General features: G+C 39.8%; 22 protein-coding genes and 1 tRNA gene. 15 read left to right on the top strand and 8 right to left on the bottom strand.

Annotation, left to right across the window (positions count from 1 at the left end; translation table 11 throughout):
- Nucleotides 1–48: 48 nt before the first annotated feature.
- Nucleotides 49–1,173, top strand: a complete 1,125-nt coding sequence (locus AAGC65_RS12605) for a metallophosphoesterase (RefSeq protein WP_343112808.1) — start codon at nucleotides 49–51, stop codon at nucleotides 1,171–1,173.
- Nucleotides 1,174–1,201: 28 nt separating this feature from the next.
- Here the strand turns inward: AAGC65_RS12605 and AAGC65_RS12600 are convergent, their stop codons facing one another.
- Nucleotides 1,202–2,293, bottom strand: coding sequence for a phosphatidylinositol-specific phospholipase C1-like protein (locus AAGC65_RS12600; protein ID WP_343112807.1), 1,092 nt, complete (start codon nucleotides 2,291–2,293; stop codon nucleotides 1,202–1,204).
- Between the two features lie 438 nt (nucleotides 2,294–2,731).
- On the opposite strand from AAGC65_RS12600, the gene AAGC65_RS12595 reads away from it, so the two are divergent.
- A complete protein-coding gene (locus AAGC65_RS12595) occupies nucleotides 2,732–3,604 on the top strand; it encodes a nucleoside phosphorylase (RefSeq protein WP_343112806.1) in 873 nt (290 codons plus the stop codon).
- 19 nt (nucleotides 3,605–3,623) lie between these two features.
- Here AAGC65_RS12595 and AAGC65_RS12590 read toward each other — a convergent pair whose 3' ends face one another.
- On the bottom strand, nucleotides 3,624–4,253 hold the full coding sequence (locus AAGC65_RS12590) for an HAD family phosphatase (protein WP_343112805.1): 630 nt from the start codon (nucleotides 4,251–4,253) through the stop codon (nucleotides 3,624–3,626).
- A 65-nt stretch (nucleotides 4,254–4,318) separates the two neighbouring features.
- Between AAGC65_RS12590 and AAGC65_RS12585 the strand changes: the two genes are divergently transcribed.
- The 3 genes from AAGC65_RS12585 to AAGC65_RS12575 all read left to right on the top strand — a co-directional run bounded on the left by AAGC65_RS12585 (nucleotide 4,319) and on the right by AAGC65_RS12575 (nucleotide 6,882).
- Nucleotides 4,319–4,392 (top strand) — tRNA-Ile (locus tag AAGC65_RS12585).
- A 294-nt stretch (nucleotides 4,393–4,686) separates the two neighbouring features.
- Nucleotides 4,687–5,919 (top strand): site-specific integrase, encoded by a 1,233-nt coding sequence (locus AAGC65_RS12580; protein ID WP_343112804.1) that lies wholly within the window; start codon nucleotides 4,687–4,689, stop codon nucleotides 5,917–5,919.
- Between the two features lie 294 nt (nucleotides 5,920–6,213).
- Nucleotides 6,214–6,882: a phage integrase SAM-like domain-containing protein gene (locus AAGC65_RS12575; protein ID WP_343112803.1), complete on the top strand. Its 669-nt coding sequence runs from the start codon at nucleotides 6,214–6,216 to the stop codon at nucleotides 6,880–6,882.
- A 435-nt stretch (nucleotides 6,883–7,317) separates the two neighbouring features.
- On the opposite strand, the gene AAGC65_RS12570 is transcribed toward AAGC65_RS12575, so the two are convergent.
- A complete protein-coding gene (locus AAGC65_RS12570) occupies nucleotides 7,318–8,094 on the bottom strand; it encodes a hypothetical protein (RefSeq protein WP_343112802.1) in 777 nt (258 codons plus the stop codon).
- Nucleotides 8,095–8,583: 489 nt separating this feature from the next.
- Between AAGC65_RS12570 and AAGC65_RS12565 the strand changes: the two genes are divergently transcribed.
- From AAGC65_RS12565 to AAGC65_RS12520, 10 genes are all read left to right on the top strand, one after another.
- A complete protein-coding gene (locus AAGC65_RS12565) occupies nucleotides 8,584–9,240 on the top strand; it encodes a hypothetical protein (RefSeq protein ID WP_343112801.1) in 657 nt (218 codons plus the stop codon).
- Between the two features lie 3 nt (nucleotides 9,241–9,243).
- Entirely contained in the window at nucleotides 9,244–9,909 is a 666-nt protein-coding gene (locus AAGC65_RS12560) for a hypothetical protein (protein WP_343112800.1), read from the top strand.
- The gene (locus tag AAGC65_RS12555; protein WP_343112799.1) at nucleotides 9,906–11,699 is read left to right on the top strand and encodes a hypothetical protein; all 1,794 of its coding nucleotides are present in this window, start codon (nucleotides 9,906–9,908) and stop codon (nucleotides 11,697–11,699) included. Before AAGC65_RS12560 ends, AAGC65_RS12555 begins: the two co-directional genes overlap by 4 nt.
- 383 nt (nucleotides 11,700–12,082) lie before the next feature.
- Complete coding sequence (locus AAGC65_RS12550; protein ID WP_343112798.1) at nucleotides 12,083–12,517, top strand: glycoside hydrolase domain-containing protein; 435 nt, start codon at nucleotides 12,083–12,085, stop codon at nucleotides 12,515–12,517.
- A gap of 199 nt (nucleotides 12,518–12,716) precedes the next feature.
- Entirely contained in the window at nucleotides 12,717–13,046 is a 330-nt protein-coding gene (locus AAGC65_RS12545) for a helix-turn-helix domain-containing protein (protein ID WP_343112797.1), read from the top strand.
- Nucleotides 13,043–13,363 carry a hypothetical protein gene (locus AAGC65_RS12540; RefSeq protein ID WP_343112796.1) on the top strand — a complete coding sequence of 107 codons (321 nt, stop codon included), beginning with the start codon at nucleotides 13,043–13,045 and terminating at the stop codon, nucleotides 13,361–13,363. Before AAGC65_RS12545 ends, AAGC65_RS12540 begins: the two co-directional genes overlap by 4 nt.
- Nucleotides 13,364–13,421: 58 nt before the next feature.
- Nucleotides 13,422–13,670, top strand: a complete 249-nt coding sequence (gene traM, locus AAGC65_RS12535) for a conjugative transposon protein TraM (protein ID WP_343112795.1) — start codon at nucleotides 13,422–13,424, stop codon at nucleotides 13,668–13,670.
- Nucleotides 13,671–13,680: 10 nt separating this feature from the next.
- Nucleotides 13,681–14,517 carry a DUF4138 domain-containing protein gene (locus tag AAGC65_RS12530; protein WP_343112794.1) on the top strand — a complete coding sequence of 279 codons (837 nt, stop codon included), beginning with the start codon at nucleotides 13,681–13,683 and terminating at the stop codon, nucleotides 14,515–14,517.
- Between the two features lie 29 nt (nucleotides 14,518–14,546).
- Nucleotides 14,547–15,317: a hypothetical protein gene (locus AAGC65_RS12525; protein WP_343112793.1), complete on the top strand. Its 771-nt coding sequence runs from the start codon at nucleotides 14,547–14,549 to the stop codon at nucleotides 15,315–15,317.
- The gene (locus tag AAGC65_RS12520; protein ID WP_343112792.1) at nucleotides 15,310–15,852 is read left to right on the top strand and encodes a hypothetical protein; all 543 of its coding nucleotides are present in this window, start codon (nucleotides 15,310–15,312) and stop codon (nucleotides 15,850–15,852) included. Before AAGC65_RS12525 ends, AAGC65_RS12520 begins: the two co-directional genes overlap by 8 nt.
- A gap of 38 nt (nucleotides 15,853–15,890) precedes the next feature.
- Here the strand turns inward: AAGC65_RS12520 and AAGC65_RS12515 are convergent, their stop codons facing one another.
- From AAGC65_RS12515 to istA, 5 genes are all read right to left on the bottom strand, one after another.
- The gene (locus AAGC65_RS12515) at nucleotides 15,891–16,349 is read right to left on the bottom strand and encodes an RES family NAD+ phosphorylase (RefSeq protein WP_343112791.1); all 459 of its coding nucleotides are present in this window, start codon (nucleotides 16,347–16,349) and stop codon (nucleotides 15,891–15,893) included.
- Nucleotides 16,350–16,352: 3 nt separating this feature from the next.
- Nucleotides 16,353–16,961 (bottom strand): antitoxin Xre/MbcA/ParS toxin-binding domain-containing protein, encoded by a 609-nt coding sequence (locus AAGC65_RS12510; RefSeq protein ID WP_343112790.1) that lies wholly within the window; start codon nucleotides 16,959–16,961, stop codon nucleotides 16,353–16,355.
- A 438-nt stretch (nucleotides 16,962–17,399) separates the two neighbouring features.
- Nucleotides 17,400–18,035, bottom strand: a complete 636-nt coding sequence (locus tag AAGC65_RS12505) for a DUF3626 domain-containing protein (protein WP_343112789.1) — start codon at nucleotides 18,033–18,035, stop codon at nucleotides 17,400–17,402.
- 173 nt (nucleotides 18,036–18,208) lie between these two features.
- Nucleotides 18,209–18,955 carry an IS21-like element helper ATPase IstB gene (gene istB, locus AAGC65_RS12500; RefSeq protein WP_343112788.1) on the bottom strand — a complete coding sequence of 249 codons (747 nt, stop codon included), beginning with the start codon at nucleotides 18,953–18,955 and terminating at the stop codon, nucleotides 18,209–18,211.
- Nucleotides 18,956–18,973: 18 nt separating this feature from the next.
- On the bottom strand, nucleotides 18,974–20,289 hold a 1,316-nt coding region (gene istA, locus AAGC65_RS12495; protein WP_343112787.1), incomplete at its 5' end, for an IS21 family transposase.

Genomic DNA, 20,289 nt, shown 5'->3' with positions numbered 1-20,289 from the left:
TTAATTAATCAAAACTTAATACCCATTTGGTATTTTTGGCTATATAATATGATAACACTAAATTCAATACAGCTAAAGCCGGTTTTCAAACTTAATCAGCCCGATGATTCTTATAAATTTCAGCCGCTTCCTGCTCCTTCCGGTAAATACCCCTACCACTTACCTATTGAAAAAATACTACCTGACATCAGTGACCAAAAGATTGTTTTTCATGCACTTGGTGATACCGGCAGTGTCCGGGATTCGGATACCATCGGTATAGTAGCTGCTGAAATGACCAGGCAATATAATGACCTTAAAGGCTCAGATCGTCCACAGTTTCTATATCACTTAGGTGATATCGTTTACAATCATGGTGAAGCTGAACGCTATGAACAACAGTTCTTATCGCCCTATAAGCAATATCCAGCCCCTATTTTCGCTATTGCCGGTAATCATGACAGTGATATTAACCCTGCAAATCCGGTTCCCTACAAAAGCCTTGATGCTTTTACCAAAGTGTTTTGCGATACCGTTTCGCGTCCTGTTAATTTAGGCGGAGAAACAGTCAAAATGAGCATGATTCAGCCCAATATTTACTGGACATTAAAAACTCCCCTATTCAATATTATAGGCCTTCACAGTAATGTGCCTAAATTTGGAGTTATAACTCCAGAACAACGTGACTGGTTTATTGAAGAGCTGAAAACAAATAACGAAGAACGTCCCGCAAAAGCCCTATTTGTATGCCTGCATCATGCTCCATATTCTGCAGATACAAACCACGGTTCCAGTTTACCCATGATCAATTTCCTGGAAGGAGTGTTTGAAGAAACATGTATCATACCCGATCTGGTTTTGAGCGGCCATGTTCATAATTACCAGCGTTTTAATAAGGAATATGATAACAAAAACTTAACTTACATAGTTGCCGGCGCCGGTGGTTTTGATGAGCTTCATGCTGTAGCTCAACCTAATGACGAACGTTTTACCATTGACAATAAACTATTTAATGATATTGAACTTGTAAAGTATTGCGATCATACACATGGCTTTTTAAATATCACGGTAGAAAAAGAAAGCAATGGTTTAATAATTACAGGTAATTACTATTCATTAAACAATAAACAACAAACTGACCGTATTGGGGAAACCACCTTAGCTGATCAGTTTGTTATTAATCTTAACTCATAGTTTTTTGTATAATAAACAGCTGTTGCTGTTAATTCCCTGTGGCATTGTTTACCCCGTTATTATTATTTATAGGGTTTAAACGGAAATACTTGTTTCCTGATTCAAAGTTCACTACATAATCAGATTTAAAATGTGTGCTTTTTAAATAATAATCGGTAGTGATAATTTGAGCACCGGAATTACATGCGGCCACAAAATCAGACTTATCATTAGCACGCGCCTGCTCAGTATCTGAATCGGCACGTGTTCTGATAATATAGCCCTTCTTGACCAACTCTTTTATTTGAGGATTTTTAGGATTATTCAATATCATCATGGCAGCTTCTGGCGTACCCGCTTCTGAATTGGTAAACAACACCCGGCCTTTTAATGAAGGATGACCCTGAATGTAAAGTGTGCGGTCTTCTTTTGTATTATCCATAACAAATATAAATTTGCCACGGGCGTTTTTTAAAGTTGGCCAGTTGTCGTGCAATACAGCGCTTTCCAGCGTAGCGTATTTTCCTCTAACCATGTCAGGAGTAATCAGACTGGTACCCAAACCTTCGCGAATATCCTGATCTAACTCATCAAGAGTTTGTGCGGTAAATTTTTCCGGGGCAGTGTACTTCGGATCTTTAGGTGTACCATCTTTAGGTTCCAATGTAATAAAGATGGGATTATGATCCGGATGTGCATCTGACCAGGTTTTCAATTGTTTTAAACCATCTTTAAAGGTTAAGCAATGACTGCGAAAATCAAGATCAATTATATGAAATACCTTAAAGCCAGGCTTTTTCATCTCGCCATTCGGATCAAACGGTGGTTGATCTTTTACCCAATCCAACCCTTTAGGGTGAGCATATTTTCCTCCTTTTGAGTCGGCATAAACATCAATTTCCAGGTTTAATAACCCCATATCAAGCTGATCTTTTAAAGCAATATGCTCGTAATCAATTTTTTCGGCTGCATCTGGGTTTTGTTTTTGAAACTCTTTAAATAACGCCGGATCTATAGCCTCTTTGTAACTATTATGTGAGCCTATTATTTGTATTTTATTCATAGGCAGGTTATCGTTACCATCGCTCCATTTATATACAGATAAACCAAGCACTAAACACGCACTTAAAAGAATTTTCATATTTATGATGTTATGTTAAAAAATCAAACTTTAAATTAACTAATAATGCCACCTATTTATCTAAAGATAGCGACGAAAATTTATTGTAGTTAATAATAATCTGCTTGGCTAAAACAATTTATTATGCTATTTAAACATTGTCACTGCCTTCCAGAAATCGCCCCAAAATTGACCCTCAGATATTCATTTTACATTAAATCACTGTTAAGGAATAACAACTTAAGGTAACTTTTCAGTTGCAAAAGGTTCATGTAATTAAATATGAATCAAACTAAAAATATAAGTATCAGTTTATTTTTAGTTTGGCATAAAGTTACTTTTTGATATACCCCGGATATAATTCTTTTAATATATTTGATTTATAACCCCTTAAATTAAAACACCTTACACTTTAGTAAAGATTCACCAATCAATTTTATCAAATTAATTTCAAACATTTTGGAAAGAATTTCGGAAACTGACCTTATTTTAAATGAAGATGGCAGCGTATACCATTTAAATTTACTTCCGGAAGATGTAAGCGACCTGGTTGTCCTTGTCGGTGACCCTGACCGCGTTGGCAGGGTTAGTCAATTTTTTGATCGCATTGAGTTAAAAAAAGGTAAACGGGAATTTATTACTCATACGGGTCATATAGGTGATAGGCGGCTTACTGTAATTTCAACTGGTATCGGTACCGATAATATTGACATTGTATTAAATGAGCTGGATGCTTTAATAAATATCAATCTAAGTACACGACTCCCCCACCCAAACCCTCGCAATATTGATATTATCCGCATTGGCACTTCTGGCGCATTACAACCAGAAATTCCTGTAGATAGTTTACTCATTTCCTCAGCTGCACTTGGTTTAGATGCATTGATGCACTATTACAAACGTACAGTCTCTGATAATGATGATAAGCTTTTAAAGGAGTTTTGTTCAGCAATACCCACACAATATCAAACAAAACCATATTTAGCTACCGCTAGCGAAAAGCTGCTTGCCAAATTCAGATATATGGCGCTATCAGGAATAACACTCACTGCTCCAGGGTTCTACTCACCACAAGGCAGGCAAGTACGGGGACTATCAACCATACCAGACTTACTTAACCTTCTTATAGCTTTTAAAAGTTCAGATGGCAAAGTATTAACCAATGTAGAAATGGAAACAGCCGGAATTTACGGCTTGGCTTCTGTCCTTGGCCATAATGCCCTATCTTTTAATATTATCCTTGCAAACCGGTCAACAAATAAATTTAGTACAAACCCAGTAGCCATAATGGATCACTTTATTGAGGCTATTTTAATTAAAATATGCTCTTAAAACTTGGATTGTTAAAACGCTACAAATTCTCTCTTTTAAAAAATTGTTGTAAGGTGTCAGGAGCTGTCATTAAAAAAGTTTGTATGCCTAATTTTTGTGCTGCAGCCAAGTGTTGTGGGCTGTCATCAATAAATAAAGTTTCAGCCGGATCAAGATTGTTTTCATTTAAAACCTGTTCAAAAATTTCAGGTTCGGGCTTACGTTTACCGGTTAGGTGAGAGTAGTATGTTTTTTCAAAAAGATGATCATTATCATCAAAACCAAATTCTGTTTTTAGATAATTCATGATATGATCATAGTGAATGGCGTTAATATTACTCAGCAAGAATGTACGGTATTTACTCCTTAAATTTAATAACAATTCATTGTTACCATCTTCAATTCCGAGCAACATACTGTTCCATGCCGCATTAATTTGATCATTTGTTAGTTCCGGATTGTTCGTTTTTTGCCTTATGTAGGCCCGAAATTCATCAGCAGTAACCTCTCCACGATCAAATTTATCAAAAACCTCATCCTGTTGCCGATGTCCAAAAAATTCTGCAGAGTTATTGATACCCAATTTATTCCATGCTTGCTGGGCCTTCAAAAAGTCGATACTGAAGATAACATTACCGTAGTCGAAGATGATATTTTTAATGTTTTTCATAAAAGCGTTTTGTAAATTGATGACAAATATGTAAAATTGCACCCGTTAAACAAACACAATTATCTGCGCCTATAGCTCAGTTGGTTAGAGTAGAAGACTCATAATCTTTTGGTCCCTGGTTCGAGCCCAGGTGGGCGCACAAAGTAGGACAGCAACGTCCCTCGAAACCCTCTAAATAGCTTATTTAGAGGGTTTTTTCATTAATTCTACCCTCAATAACCCTTAAGAAAGCCAAACTTCTGAACACCTAACTGACTACCTGAGATTAGTTTTTAACTTAGGTGTTCAAAAGTAATTTAATGATCTGATTTGCAATCTATTATATTGGTTAAAAGCACCAAAAAAATCAGAAAATACGAACACCTTTTGAACACCTGAAAAATGAAGCTAAAACAGGATGTAATTAATCAATAATCACTTAAAATGTTATTTTATGAAAACATCACAGTCATTCCGCATTTATTTCACTATCAAGAGTGATAAAGAAAAAGATGGTAAAGCACCACTTTATGTGGTGATCACCGTCAACAAGGAAAAATGCTTTATCGCGCTGAAGCAAAAAATGGTTGACACAAAAATCTGGGATTTTGGAAAAGGTGCATTGAAAGGCACAAAAGAAGAAACCCGTGAGTTAAATTCCTACCTCGATGAGGTGCGTTTAAAATTAGGTAACTGTTATAAAGAACTACAGTTGAAAGGAAGGTTGATCAATACGGCTGCGATCAAAAATTTATTCCTAGGTGAGAAAGAAGAAGTTTATACTTTAAGCCGGCTTATTGCCTATCACAATGAAACATCGACATCAGATCTGAAATGGAGTACCTTAAAACATTATTATGTCACCCAGCGCTATTTAGTGAAGTTTCTGGAAGACCATTACAAAACTTCCGATATTTATCTCCGTGAGTTAAATTATAAATTTGTTAAAGACTTTGAGGTTTATCTCCGCAACCATAAACCAAAAGATCACCAAAAGCCACTTGCTAATAATGGCGTAATGAAACACATCATCCGGTTGAAGAAAATGGTTAACCTGGCATTAAATCTTCAATGGATAGACGTTGATCCCTTTGCAACTTATAAGTTAAAGATCCTGAAAGTTAATCGCGAATACCTTTCAGACAAGGAATTAGCGGATATGAAGAATAAAAAACTGGCTATTGAACGCTTGGATATGGTCAGGGATATGTTCGTGTTTTGCTGTTATACTGGTCTGTCTTACGTAGATATGATCAATTTGACACCTGAGCACATCATCGCTGGTAGTGATGGAGAACGCTGGATACGTACCTGCCGGGAAAAAACTTTAATACCTGTTAATGTACCACTGCTCCCGCAAGCTTTGAATATTTTGGATAAATACAAAGACAACATACGGGCATTATCAGATGGTAGAGTTTTTCCGACTGTTTCCAATCAGAAGGTCAATAGTTACTTAAAGGAAATTGCCGATTTATGCGGAATCACAAAAAATGTGACCTTTCACATAGCCAGGCATACTTTTGCAACAACAGTTACGCTTTCGAATGGCGTGCCCATAGAAACGGTAAGTAAAATATTAGGGCACACCAAAATAACTACAACTCAGATTTATGCAAAAGTGGTGGAAAAAAAGTTGAAAGAGGATATGAAAAATTTAGAAAATATCCTCAACAGTAATGCTTAAAAACTATTAATCAACAGGTTCAAGGGTTCGAATCCCTAACTCTCCGCTGATTTTGATATCAAATAATTCAAACGTCTGCAAATCAAATGATTGCAGGCGTTTTTTTACATCGAATGCTCAAAATATCCACTAGATCGCATAAAAACAGTGCGTGATAAGGTGAGTAAATTTTGAGATACTTAAACTCACCGAATTAGTCATATCTTTTTGACTATCAAGATGTTCAATAGTTAAACATCTTGATTATGATCAGCTGCAAGCTTAGTTTTGTTTCACCTTTTAATGTTATTAAACATGAAAACTAATTTTAGCTTACTCTTCTATTTGAAGAAACCCAAAAACTACTCAGATGGCTTAGTGCCAATCTATCTTCGTATTACCGTGGCCGGTAAACGTGCCGAAACTACCACGGCAAGAAGCTGCGATCCTTTGCAATGGAATAGCAAAGCAGGGCGGTTAAAAGGAACTAAGGAATCATCCAGAACTTTTAACGCTTATCTCGACCAACTGCAGACAATGGTGTATTCCGCCCATCAAAGCCTCACTGAGCAGAAAACAACCATTACAGCGGACCGCCTGAAAAGTAAACTCACAGGCAAAGCGGAAACTGCCAGGATGATACTTGATATATTCAGGGAACATAACAGGCAGGTATCGTCATTGGTCGGTGCTGACTTCGCAAAAGGAACTTTAGAGCGCTATCAAACCTCTTTAAAGCATACTGCCGAATTTATCAAATGGAAATATAATACTGTTGACATCGACATTCGGGATATCGATCATGATTTTGTGGTAAGCTATGACTTTTATCTTCGGTCTGTTCGAAAATGCGCTAATAATTCAGCCGTAAAATATCTCAAAAACTTTAAAAAGATTGTTCGCATCTGTATCGCCAGCGGTTGGCTGATTTTTCGCATTGTCAAGCATATGCTTGAAATTAAGCCCATTGCTTATAGTTCTTAAAAGCGGATGCCAGGTACTGCTCGCTCCAGTTGCATTGTTATAGGAAGTTCTGAGCAAATCTTTGAATGCATTCGTGACGATTTCTGTGTCAATGTTCTGATATTGAATTACATTAAGGACCGGCTCGGAAAGATCCGTTGATTTATTTAACGTTTTAATTTCTACAGCGTTAACTTTTAACTTCAAATAAGTATTCGGATCCGTAGAAGTAGCGGCCTTCACAGTAATTATTCCATTAAACATGGCATACAACCGATTGTTATCAGTACTGCTGTTAATCCAAACCTCCAATCCTTGGCTATATTGGTTGGATGAAAGCAAATTCAACGGTTGACGAAAAGGTTTTCCTAAACATAATTGAACTGATGACACTGTAGTAGGGTTATGGCCAATGGGCAAAGCCATTTTGGCGCGGGGTATTGTAGTTGCCATAAATTAACTTTTAAATGATGTGTCTAAAAAAATGTTAATCTCTGAAAAGGGCATAAAAACTTCTATTTCCTGTATTGCCCCGTTTCCGGTCTGAATAAAAAATGTAAGTCCCCGACTCGATATCATGTAAACATTCAAGTCTATATTCGAGGCAATATCAGGAGGCTTTATCCCCTCCGTAAACAAACTATCAACCTTCCGTGAAACGCTGTTCAATAAGGCAGCCTTTAATGCCGCTAACTTATTCCTGTCAAATAACCTTCGAGGATCCCGTTCACTTCCTGTGCCGATCTCCATATTCAGGGTACTGGTACTGTAATAGGGATGAGCAGCACCCTCCCCGAAAAATTCGTGATTAATAAGCACGTTCAGAATCTTACCTTTATAATTGTAAACTTTATACGCCGGGATTGAATTTTCATCAGCGCAAAGTTGATCTTTGGGCGTTCTTTTAAATTTAGTGATTCGAAAGGTTTTTAGAAGCACTTCGTTCATTAATCTTTCAGCTTTAAGATTTTTTTTATATTCCACACGCGGGTACTCTTCAGTAAAAGAACAGGCTGCACTATCGGATTTGAAAACAAACTTTTCTTTGAATATTAAAAGTGAATCCGATGCTGTTCTCCCTGTTTCTTTCACTAACTCCGGCCCGGGTCTGCTTTTTTTAATATCCGAATTGCTATGGTTATCCGTACTTTTTCTTCTAGTGCAGGCACAGATAAGACTTAAAGATGCTACGAGAAAAATGATGTATAGCCGTTTGCCTGGATTCAATTTCATAAAACTATTCCTTATGCTATTTTCTTCTTTGATGATTATTCAATGGGAGATCCAATATCAAAACACGACGAACCTACCCTCTCCGACTGGATTAACTTCCTAAAACCATCTGAAGCTGTCCCTGCGGTTGACTGTGAAATTATTACAAGATCTGCCGACGTCGCAGTTATAGGTTTGGTTGATATTTTTATCATCAGAAACTAATTGATAAAGAGAGGTTTTAACAACGCAATTTAAATAATATTTTACCTTATAGCAGCAAATTGGCACAATCAATTCAATGATATTCTCATCAATATTGATACAATTGGAATCTTTCGTCCCAAATCCACTCTCAAATATCTATAATTTATTGTACTATAACACTTTACGATAATTACACCAGAAATAGAGAAAATAAATTAATTAATATTATTATTTACATAAAACACTAACTATTAGTTGTTTATGTATTTATATGTACTTATCTTTCCTGTAAATCCCTGAACCATGCCAGACATTATCAACGCCAACGACCTTTGGGTCACGATTGTGACCATTTTATTCGCGCTCAGCATGATCGCTGAACGCATAGGTAATATGATCAAGCTTGCTATTCCCGCAACCCGGAGTAAACAGCTTGATGACGAATCGGAGAAAAAACGGGAAATGCTGGTCATGATAATATCCATTTTATGCGGCCTGCTTGTTTCCTTTATTGCCGGCGCTGACCTGTTCGCATTGATCTCTAAAGGTGTGCTGAATGCTGCAGATGACTTTCACCCAAAAGCCATCGCGGGGAAGATCTTTACCGGATTTTTTATCAGTCTCGGCTCGAAATTCTGGCACGACATGCTGGACATTGTCCTGCAATTTGGCAACCTCAAAAAATTTAAGGTCAAAGACAAACAAACTGACCTCATTAAATCAGCGCAGGAATCATTTAATCAGCAAAAACCCGAGTTAGAACAGAGGGCTGATATCATCAAGCCCGAACTACAACAACTGCAGGGATTCCGCGGAGTTATGATCAAGCAAAGTGATGCCTTTCAACCCGAAGTGTCACTGGTCTTTAGCGGGGAGCAGCCAGACAAGGCAACCAAAGCAAAACTAACTGACCACTTCGCCCCTGCCCCTGTAAATTTTGTAACATCTGCATTAAAGTAAACTATGGAGCTACGTGCGGGACTCGGAGTAATAAATAGCGCTACACCCGACAAACCATCTCATGCAGGGACATTGGGTGGCCCGGTGTACGACCAGCAAGGAAACTTGCGACTACTGACCTGTTTTCATTGCGTATTTGCCGGAGGCTTCGATTGGGATAGCAGGCGAATTAGTACGGATCATCCATTTGTTTCAGTAAATGATAATGGCGACTTCAAACAAGCAGCAAAAATTATTGATGTGATGCGTGATCCGTTTGTCGATATCGCCTTACTTGAACCCTTACCGGGCCATACTGTAAACAGAGAAATTGGCCCCTGGGGTATCCCAAAATCCAGCCGGGCGATGACAGAAGACGAACGAAATTTGACCTGGCTGAAAAAAATTGGGCAGAAAGACCCCAATATAACCTATGCGCGTTTTGACGGTTTCCGCCCCTATTTCGGCGATAATTATGAGGGAGAACAAACAATGTTTTATTTACGCGATCTGTTGCAGATCACTTCCCCTACTGTTACGCACTTTTCCGTCGTCGGTGATTCCGGATCCTTCGTGCTGGATAGTGATAATCACGTTGTTGGGATGATTGTCATGGGGCAAGATCATACGAGCTTCGCCATCAAAGCCGCCCCTATAGAACGAAACTTTAACATCAAATTTGCCTTATGAAAACCTTAATCATGATCTCGGGGCTATTGATAGCCTTTTTGCCTGCATTTGCGCAGAACTCAGTCACCATCAAATTCAGTGACCAGTCGGTATCCGCTTCTGCCGCCACCTTAGACGCGAACGCACCGCTGTATGTCTCCTTCGTTGATTGCAATGCCCTTAAGAACAAAAAGGCCACTTACCAGGCAGAGCAGCATGGCGTTGTTATCGAGAAACGAACAACCGATTGTAATTCACCAATATTACTTGACCTAAAGAAAACCTTTGATAAAGACGCGGCTGATATTTTAGTAACGGTAACCGGTATTAAAAATGATAAAGCTGGATCCCCTTTCAATGTAAGTTTCTCCCTTGACAAAAATGGGAAACTGAGCGGGGATGGGATCACACAACAGTCATCCCAGGAATTGGTCGCATTACCGGAGGATAAAACTGTTTTTGTAAACCCTGAATTTTTAACGGGATCTTACACCACTCCCAATACGGATTGTTATTATCCAAGGGTTGAATACAACCTTTGCTGCCCTGCACCGTTCTTTAATGTCTATAACACAGCGGCAGAAAAAGAAGCGAAAAATCCCCAAAACTATATCCGGTATAATAATTTTAGAGAAAACCAGGCTGTCCATTTCTTTATCACCAATTTTAACACAGCAAAATACGACATCACCGTCGGAAGCGATTATGAAAATACGACCTCGGCAGTCCCCGATCTCTATAATACGCTATTTACGCTTTTAGGCCCGGCCGGGGGAAAAGAATCATTGGACCAACCAGACGAAATCCAGTCCGAGTTCGCAAAAATCATCAATCTAAACAAGCAGTTGAAGGACTTTCTTAAAAGCCTGCTGACCGACGCGGATTGCACCGATAACGATATTCTTGAACAACGTAAAAAATCAATCCTGGATGCAATAGCTAATGCTTTTGACAAAAAAAAGCCAGCGCTCTCATTTGATGAAAAATATACCGCCCTTAAAACAAAAAGGATTACGAATCACAAAAAAAATCCTGACGGCACTGATTATAAGAACCCAGATTTCAATAAAGACATTAAAACTCTTTACCATCTCAGTACGACGCCCGACAGTATCATAGCGGAAACAAAAACCCTGATACAGCGAATGGGTTCAACAACATTTACCTATCACTATATTGTTCCGCAATTGCAGAACGCCGATTTTATAAACTTCACGTTAAGTGTAAAGCCCAAGGATGGTTCAGAAGGGACTAAACACATTGACAACAAACCCATTTCCATTCCGTTACGGGGCGGTTGGAAGGTAGATTTCAGTACCGGCTTCTATTATTCAAACATCAAAAATTATAGTTACGGCCTGAAAAACCATGTTGAAAACGATACCATACGCTATAAGGAAATTATCGGGGAAGACGGCAAGAACAATGGCAAAAATGCCCTGGGCTTAACAGCGCTGGTTCACATTTATAAACGGCTTGGTTTTTGGCAGCCAGCTTTCACATTCGGGTTGGGTGGCTCAACCGATCTAAATTACTCTTTCCTTGTGGGGCCAAGCCTGGTTTGCGGCAAAAGGAATAAAGTCATCCTATCCGCCGGCGCGAATTTCAGCAGTATAAAAGTACTTTCCGATAAATACTATGATAATGGATCACTGGCCCAGGTTAGGCCTGACGTGACAACGATAGATACCCGTAATAAAATAAAGAGCGGCTGGTTTGTGGGCCTTACATATTCCTTCAGTTTCATGTCTTCAACGCAATCCGCAGCCAGCAGCGGAGACAAGGATAAAGGCGATGACAGTAAAAAGTAAAACCTGCTATGAAGCGCATACAAGTGTGTGCTCTGATAATTTTGGATGTCAAAAGGCGATGACTGTTGTTTCATCGCCTTTTCATCTCAATTTTTTTGAAGAGGTCTTTTCGCTATATAATGCTTTAAAATGATCCCCCCGACCATCATTATATTTTACTATCTTTTTTCAAATAGATACATTTTGGTTAATAAAATGACGCCACGATAGGATCGGTATAGCAGAATTCACCAATATAATTCGGTGAAAGCGCGTTATTCGTTTGGTAAAGGAGATAACCCATCCCTGTTCAATAGGTCAGGCTGCCACCCTTTTTGCACTGTTTTGCTTGGTCAAAACCTGTCCCTTCGCTCATAAGAAAAGGTCCTTAAACGAATATCGCAATGGAACAAATGATTTTCAACAAAACCACAAAAAACAGCGTGTATAAATGTTCAGCAGGTAAAGATAAATCAATGATCAATTCAATAAAGTTTAATTTTTCGTTCAAATTAACCGGTATCTCTTATGTAAGCATTGAGCAGGCGCGGTTGAACCTGAACCAGGAAATGAATGGCTTTAACTGGGATTTTGATGCTGCACACAAAAAAGCACGTGATACCTGGAATAATTTGCTCAGCAAGATCAGGGTTGATGGAGGCACCGAAGAAAATAAAAAGAAATTCTATACCAACATGTATCGGGCATATTACAATCATTATCATTTTGTAAACTGGATTAACAATTTATTTACAAATATTAAAACGTATATTGATGACTTCCCTTGTAGCGCTGGCTTCTTTCCGCACAGAGGCAGCCGCGAATCATCCTTCAAATAATCCTTGGGATAGTCGTAGTTTTAACCCATCCTGTGATAACATAGCAATTATTTCGATGCCAATGATTGGAAGGATGGTTAAGGAATTAAAGTTATATTCATCACACCTTTTTGAATTCATAAAAACACCTACCTCGTACATGAGGTGTGATAAATTTATAATCATCTTTGTCACATTTGCTGTCGCTAAATTTTAAGCTATGGCAAATTATAATGAAATCCAACATGACTTTCCTAAAGTAAATCGTGATCAGCTGATCACGGTTCAGGATCTGATCGACTTCAAGCAACAGCTTATCGTTGACATAAAAAAGCTGCTCAAAGAACAATCGGGTCAGCCAGGCCATCAATGGCTGAAAGCTTTTGAGATCAAAAAGATGCTCCGGCTTTCTGAAAGTAAACTGCAATATCTTCGGGACAAAGGACTTATACCATTTAAAAAATTAGGTGGGATCACTTACTACAATTCCGAAGAAATTGAAAAGCTGATGGCTTCCGGTAAGTTGAACGAACAGATGAAGATGGTATGAAACGGAAAGCCAAACGTATTGTTCCGAAAGAGCCTAATCAGACCAGGAGAAACAACAAAAATCCTATACAAATCCATGATGGCTTGGGAACCACTATGCCGCCCGATAAGGATGTTTTGCTGATCTATTTTGACCAGAAAGGCGAAGCTGAATTAGCTGATGATTTCTTCAATGTATACAATTCTTGCGGATGGAAGACGCAGACTGGCGGAACGATTCGCAACTGGAAGGTATGTGCAACTGAGTGGATTTATAACTATCGGCAGAAAGTGAAACGGAGTTTTCGGCGGTCTCCATTTTACAGTGAATCGCTTTAAGTAAATAATGTTTAACAAATCCGAATCGACGACTTTGTAGAAGGACGAGATTGCATTTTTGAGCAATCAGCAAGAAGGATTATATGTACCGGGCTCGATAGGTCGGGACGCGGCAAAGAACGGAGTTGGCGATGCTGTCCAGTCTATGCAATTGATGTCTATGGATCAGTCTGTCGGAACCCAGGCCGCGAGCGCCGGAGTTGAAGCCGCTAAAGGCTTATTTAATCACAAAGTGAAACAAATCAAAGTCAAAGTAAAGGCCGGTTATCAGGTACTACTGAAGGATACGAACGACCGTGATAATTAAACAAACCGCCATGAAAAAATTACTCATAATTTTCAGCCTTGCTTTCTGGGGATCAGTATCTTATGCACAGGACACGGCTTATGTGAGCCGGGATAAAACAACAGCCTTATTTTTTAAATCTGCCGTTAAAGTAATAAGTAAATCTACACCTGATCTTGAGGTATCTCAAAAGGAAGATGCGCTGGTCACAGTTAAAGCAACAGGTTCAGCTTTTACGCCCTCGACGATTAACGTACAAGAGGTTAACACGGCAAAAATCTACCATATCCCTGTAGAGTACTCTTATGGGCGTGCGGGCAGACGAATTGAAGTTAACGAATCAACACCGCCAACACCAAAGGTTATCAAAACTGCTGAATATGATTATACCCAGGTGATTACCCTATTAGCCGAGGGTCAGCGCCAACAGGTAGTTGATCGGAAAAAGACGGGCGGGGTTAAAGCCTGGCTCAATAAACTATCTATTGCCGGTAACCGGATCTTCTTCAGGCTGGATATTCGCAACCAATCAAATCTTCCTTACGAAATTGATTTTGTAAGATTTTATATCCGGGACCTGAAGACAGTTGCCCGAATGGCCACTCACGAACAGGAGATCGTGCCGCTAATGGCCACGCTGCAAAAGAAAACTGCTGTTGCTCATCAACAAGCGGTTGCTAAAGTTTTCGGATTTCACCGTTTCTCCCTTTCGGAAGATCAGGTATTGGATGTCGAATTATACGAGCGAAACGGCAACCGCAACATTTACTTACAAATTAAACAAAAAGATTTAGACGATCTAAAAACAATAAATCCGGCAAAGCAGCAACCGGTAAGCACCTTAGTAGCTGTAGACACCATTAATTAACCATTTATTTCATTTTTAATCATTACGTTATGAATACTCAAAATGCTGAATTTTTGAAAAAAACGCTGCTTAACCTGGGTTTCGGCGAAAAATTGAATGCCGAACTGGACAGAGAAATGGCGGCTAAAAAGCCTGAATTTACATTGGGCCTCCAACACGAGTTTAATCAAAAAACCGTTGACTACACTTTGCATTTTAAAGCTGGTGATAACCAGGACATGTATTTCTTCAACAAGTACGATGCAACCATCAACCACAAGGATGATGCTGCAAAAAACATTGACCAGACATTTTATATCAATAAGGGCAGTGGTATTACAGCTAAAGAGGCTTTTAACCTGATGCAAGGCCGTGCCGTACATAAACAGCTTTACAATTTAGAAGGACAAAAGTATCAGGCCTGGTTAACGCTGGATGATAAAAACCTCACAGACAACGGTAACAAAAAGATCAATCATTATCATGAAAACTATGGTTATGATCTCGAAAAAGTAATAGCCGGCAAGGGTATCAGGGAACTGGAAGACCCCAAGGCTAAGGAGGAACTTTTATACTCATTGAAAAAGGGTAATGTTCAGCAAATTACGTTGAGCGGCGAGAATGGTGATAAAAAATACTTTATCGCGGCTAACCCTCAGTTCAAAACTGTTGACCTTTACGACCACCAAATGAAGAAGATCAAACGGGAGGAATTGTTACAGCCTAAAGAAAAATCGGCAAAGAATTTAAAACAAAACGAGCAGAACAAGGAGGACGCTCCGGCAAAAAAGCAATCACGCAAAACTAAAATTCATGTTTAATCTATCCATTAGAAACAGGTCTATAGCTGACCTGTTTCTACCTAAAATTCCTTTTATCATGTCAAATGTCATTTTGCGTTACAATCCATTAACAGTGATCAGCGATCGGCAGTGGATTGAATTTGTTGAATTTCTTTCTGAAAATGTCCTGGCCTTAAATAACAGGTTACTTGCCAAACTGGAGATACTGCATACTGAAGGCGGGCATTACCCCGCGGTCTATTTTCGGTTGACGACTATAGCTGATCAAGCCACCAAGGGGGATATGAAAACAGAAGTTTCAGGCTTCGTTCTGGGATTTAATAATGATTGGGATGATGATGTCTATATTCATCCCCTATCACCACAGGGTTTCTGGGAAAATTGGTTAAATGAAAACGGAATAAACACCATATTTAACTATCACGAAGTAGGATTGCGTAAACTTTACGGGTATATCGAAAAAGAGTTAAAACTTTGGGAAACTCCTGAAAACCCTGTTCCTATTAACTATGTGCCGGATGAATGGCGGGAAATATTCAGCATAGCTCAATAATACTCAGTATGCAGACGCTTTTTAACCATTTTCAGGATTTAAAGGTCATTTGACTTAATGCGGCTGTCAAATACAAAAGGCTCCGTTTTGATCAATTTGATCTTTTCAAAATCCGCATGCAGAGGATTGAGCAAAAAATTGATTTCACCATCTATAATTGCGGACGGAACCTGTAATACAGGGCTTTGTTTTTGATTTACCCATCTGGCGCCGATAGATTGGGTTAGTGGCTGCTGCCCGAATGTTTTCCAGTCAGCCGGCAGATCTTTTAACATGATCTTTTCAATCGCGCATTCGTGCGGGACGTCTATGGTCATCACATTGAATAGGTTATTCAATCCGAGCTGGGTTCTGTGAACGACGTTCTCCAGGCAGGCCAGTGACCGGGAAGAAGCTGTATAAATCATCTCGACTTCATTGGGGTTCCATCGGGCAGCCCGGCCCGAGGCGCTCAAACTCCCGGCATATTTAGTTAATGCAATTCGGTAGACCAGCATACCTTACGCTAAGTCGCCATATTCCAACCGGATAAGTTCCTCTTCGATGAGCATAATGCCGGTTATAGTGTCCATCAAAGTATAAGGTAATTCGTTGCCCAAACCAAAAGCCGGCTGGTTGAGCCAGTCATGAAATGCTTGTGGCGACCCGAACACGCCAATGCCTTTTTCAAACAAAGCGAATGCTTTTAATAATTTCTCACTTAATACGGAATCCAGCTTGAGCTGCTGGGTCGCGTAATTTTGTATCGTTTTTACTGTCGTTTTAAAGGTCGATTGAAATTCAAAATGCGTAAAACCGGATAATTGTATAAAATCCAATGCAGCCCTGGCTTGTAACCCACTTTTTGAATTACTGAGCAAACTGATGGGATTGGCATATAACGGCTGATAATATTCGATATCCACATCGTACGGATTATCTAATGTAGAATTGATGGAAACGTGCTTACGAGCAGTAGACTTGACAAATGCTGGCTCTTCCCAACCGGAAAACTGGTCATTTTTCAACTTAGTGCCCGCACCAACTACTACTCCTTCCCTACCTTTTTTCGATCGATCTACCTTTGAGTGGTTACCACTGATTGAATCCGGTTTTCTCTTGTGTTCCATAAAGTAAATATACGGAAAATTTTCTATTTATAATGAGAAAATTTTCTACGAACAATAATACTAAGTGCAAATTGTATCAATATAGCTTTAGTCGCATTAGAACGCGTGTTATACAACGTAAGCACGCGTTCTATTCCTTAATGCTCCGCTTTAAAATCTCAACCATTTCCTGCTCACTGGCCAAGGCAAGTGCTTCCTGTTTCCAGCCCAGCATTTCTCTGAAGCGCTTTAAGTTTCTGCCGTGGTGAATGCTATGTGGTGTATTCCAGCCTGTAGGATCACGAGCGGTAAAGTAACGTATTCATCGGACTATTAAGGAGGCAAGTAGCTTACCTGCCTTCGCCTTTAAAAGCTGGTTCTTAAATTATTCTAAAACAGACCTGAAAGTTCTTATGTGCCCACTACAGTTCCTTTTAGAAAAAAGAAGATGTCAAGGAACTATAAAATTTTCAATTCGATACCATTTTTGTTGGCAAATTCATTATAAATATCTTCCAACTCTTGTCTGCTTTTTACGGTGAAGGCTTTTCCTTGATTTACGAGCTTTCTTGTTTCTATTTCGGCATTCCATAATTCATTTCTAGATATACATATGCTTTTAACATCTCGATTAAATTTTATTTCAGTATGTATTTGAGCTTCCAGATAATCTACGGCACTTAACCCAGGGAGATGTGTAAAGTGGCTCATATCTGTTTTGTTCATGACGTCATCAATTATTTTTAGCATTAAAGGATTCATATTTAAAATTAGTCGATATAGATGCGTTTGCTTGGCTAGATGACTGTTTAATATCGATGGTGTTAATGAATCTGCGTGCAAAAAGGTACAATTATCTTTGACATATTCTTTAAGTATCATATATGACTGGCCATACATGGGGGCTCCACCATATTTAAGTTTCGCGTAATTAAGAGCTGCGTATTTTGGACGTATGGAGGGCTGGAAAGTAATATTCCGACCAACTAAAGTAGAGGTAAAGTTTTTAAATCTATTTAGCAAATTTGTTGTCGCAAAATTATCTATTGGTTTACGGGAACCGTACTCTTTGATGCGATCTAAAGCTTGTTTCAAACGCTCATCACTTACTTTCTTATCTTTTAAATTGGCGCGTCTACTATGTGTATGTTATGGAGATGTTGACCACCTTTTTCCGGGCCAAATTGACCACTGAGTTAGCTGACTTTTGGGTTGCAGCAAATGCTATAAAAGCGTCTACAAAAATAGTTATTTAAAAGGTATTTCCATTAGTAGCTTTTTGCAGGTTCAACACTACGTTTTTTCCTCAAAGATTCCCCCTTCAGTTCGATGCGGTGCGCATCATGAACGATCCGGTCCAGGATCGCATCAGCAACCGTTTTTTCACCGATCACTTCAAACCATTTGCTTACCGGTAACTGTGAGGTAATGATCAGGGAGGTCTTGCCATGCCGGTCTTCAATCAGTTCCATCAGCGCAGCTCTGCTTTGTGCATCAAAAGGCTGGATACCGAAGTCATCCAGTATAAGCAGCTGTGTCCTTTCGAGTTTAGCCAGCTCTTTGATATAGGAGCCGTCTGCTTTTGCCATCTTCAGTTTAGCGAATAGTTTGGGGGTACTGGCGTAGAATACCCTGTAGCCCAGCATACAGGCCTGGTAGCCGATAGCAGAAGCCACATAACTTTTACCAATGCCGGTACTACCGGTAACCAGTACGTTTTCATTGCGGTCAATGAAGGTACAGTCTGCCAGGCGCATGATCTGATTGCGGTCGATACTTCGTTCGGCATGGTAATGAACGTCCTCCACAGAGGCCTTATAGCGGAACTTGGCATATTGTATAGTTCTTTCTATACGCCTGTTTTGCCGGTCGTCCCATTCTGCATCTACCAACAGGGCGAGTAGCTCATCCGCTGTGTGATCGTTAGTTTTACCCGTTTCCATGCTGCTTTTGAAAGCATGGAACATACCGAAGAACTTCATCTTCCTCATTTTTTCTAATGTACTTATGTTCATGTTATTGTTGTTTAATGGTTATTTGTAATAGTCTTTTCCTCTGATATTATCGTGGTTAGGCATCGGCAGCTCATCGGCAAACAAGCTTTCCTCGTAGCCGTCCATCTTGTTCTCCAGGATGGTCTGTATGGTTTTATAGTTGTAAATACCATAGCTGAGTGCCCGCTGGCAAGCCATTATTAACCGCTCGTTACCTGCTTTCTTGGCGAAGCCAAGAACACCCAGGCAGGACTTATAGGCCTGCTCCGGGTGTTGTTTGCGGTCAAGTATCTTAAGGATATACAGCCTGACATCCTCATGGATGGAAGCAGCCCATTCTAAGAACTTATCAGGTGTCCAGTCGGTTACAAAGCGGTGCGTAGTAGCCATGTGGTCTTTGTCGGTCGTATAGCCATAGGGGTTCTTTGCCCGTTTGTGCAAAGCAATGCGCTCATAGTTGGAGTAGATCTCTACGATGGTACTGGAATACAAAAGCTTAACGCGTTTGCCGATGAAGCGATAAGGCACACTGTAATAGTGTTTATCCGGGCCGAGATTAACATGGCCGTTCTTGATCACCTTAGCGTAGAAGTGCTTTTTAAACTGGTAAGGCAGTACAGGCAACGGCATCAGGGTATGCCGTTCGATCTCTTCAAACTGTAGCCTGCGGCTGTAGTTTCGACCTTTAAGCAATTGGCTGTTATGGATTTCCAATGCTTCCCAGATACCTTTATTCAACTCTTTTAAAGAATGATAGGTAACCCGGTTGATCGGTGCATAGATCTTGGTATAAATGATCTTAACGGCACCCTCTACCAATGCTTTATCACGCGGGCGGTACGCCCGCGCTGGTAGTATGGTAGTGCCGTAATGATCTGCAAAGTCCTCGAACGTTTCGTTCAGGGTGGGTTCATAGCGGCTGCTTTTGGTTACGGCTGCCTTCAGGTTATCGGGTACAATGGCGGCAGGAACGCCACTAATAAAGTGCAGGGTGTTCTCACAGGCAGCAATAAAGTCTTCCTTCTGCTGGCTCATAACTGCTTCAACATAGGTTAACTGGCTGGCTCCGAGGATAGCCACAAATACCTCTACTGCAATAACTTCACCGGTATCCTTATCGGTATAGCTTAGCTTTTCGCCTGCAAAGTCCACATAAAGCTTATCACCGGCTTTGTGATCCATATGCATGGTCGGGTTGACCCTGGCTTTCCATTGGTTATAATAAAAGCAGAATTGACTGTACTGATATCCGTCAGGAAACTCTTTATAATAGGCCTCCCATAGGATCTGCCGGTTCATACCGGTCTTTTTAAGCTCTTTATCGACGTGGGGAAAACAGCGCAGCATGGACTGCA

It is taken from the genome of Mucilaginibacter sp. (genome assembly GCF_039207105.1).
Classification (GTDB): domain Bacteria; phylum Bacteroidota; class Bacteroidia; order Sphingobacteriales; family Sphingobacteriaceae; genus Mucilaginibacter.
This window is presented reverse-complemented; position numbering and strand designations above follow the sequence as displayed.

Coding starts and splice junctions, on each gene's coding strand:
- AAGC65_RS12580 (WP_343112804.1), top strand. CDS start 4,687: ATGAAAACATCACAGTCATTCCGCATTTATTTCACTATCAAGAGTGAT.
- AAGC65_RS12560 (WP_343112800.1), top strand. CDS start 9,244: ATGGAGCTACGTGCGGGACTCGGAGTAATAAATAGCGCTACACCCGAC.
- AAGC65_RS12575 (WP_343112803.1), top strand. CDS start 6,214: ATGAAAACTAATTTTAGCTTACTCTTCTATTTGAAGAAACCCAAAAAC.
- AAGC65_RS12525 (WP_343112793.1), top strand. CDS start 14,547: ATGAATACTCAAAATGCTGAATTTTTGAAAAAAACGCTGCTTAACCTG.
- AAGC65_RS12540 (WP_343112796.1), top strand. CDS start 13,043: ATGAAACGGAAAGCCAAACGTATTGTTCCGAAAGAGCCTAATCAGACC.
- AAGC65_RS12530 (WP_343112794.1), top strand. CDS start 13,681: ATGAAAAAATTACTCATAATTTTCAGCCTTGCTTTCTGGGGATCAGTA.
- AAGC65_RS12510 (WP_343112790.1), bottom strand. CDS start 16,961: ATGGAACACAAGAGAAAACCGGATTCAATCAGTGGTAACCACTCAAAG.
- AAGC65_RS12520 (WP_343112792.1), top strand. CDS start 15,310: ATGTTTAATCTATCCATTAGAAACAGGTCTATAGCTGACCTGTTTCTA.
- AAGC65_RS12545 (WP_343112797.1), top strand. CDS start 12,717: ATGGCAAATTATAATGAAATCCAACATGACTTTCCTAAAGTAAATCGT.
- AAGC65_RS12555 (WP_343112799.1), top strand. CDS start 9,906: ATGAAAACCTTAATCATGATCTCGGGGCTATTGATAGCCTTTTTGCCT.
- istB (WP_343112788.1), bottom strand. CDS start 18,955: ATGAACATAAGTACATTAGAAAAAATGAGGAAGATGAAGTTCTTCGGT.
- AAGC65_RS12600 (WP_343112807.1), bottom strand. CDS start 2,293: ATGAAAATTCTTTTAAGTGCGTGTTTAGTGCTTGGTTTATCTGTATAT.
- AAGC65_RS12605 (WP_343112808.1), top strand. CDS start 49: ATGATAACACTAAATTCAATACAGCTAAAGCCGGTTTTCAAACTTAAT.
- AAGC65_RS12550 (WP_343112798.1), top strand. CDS start 12,083: ATGGAACAAATGATTTTCAACAAAACCACAAAAAACAGCGTGTATAAA.
- AAGC65_RS12515 (WP_343112791.1), bottom strand. CDS start 16,349: ATGCTGGTCTACCGAATTGCATTAACTAAATATGCCGGGAGTTTGAGC.
- AAGC65_RS12590 (WP_343112805.1), bottom strand. CDS start 4,253: ATGAAAAACATTAAAAATATCATCTTCGACTACGGTAATGTTATCTTC.
- AAGC65_RS12570 (WP_343112802.1), bottom strand. CDS start 8,094: ATGAAATTGAATCCAGGCAAACGGCTATACATCATTTTTCTCGTAGCA.
- AAGC65_RS12565 (WP_343112801.1), top strand. CDS start 8,584: ATGCCAGACATTATCAACGCCAACGACCTTTGGGTCACGATTGTGACC.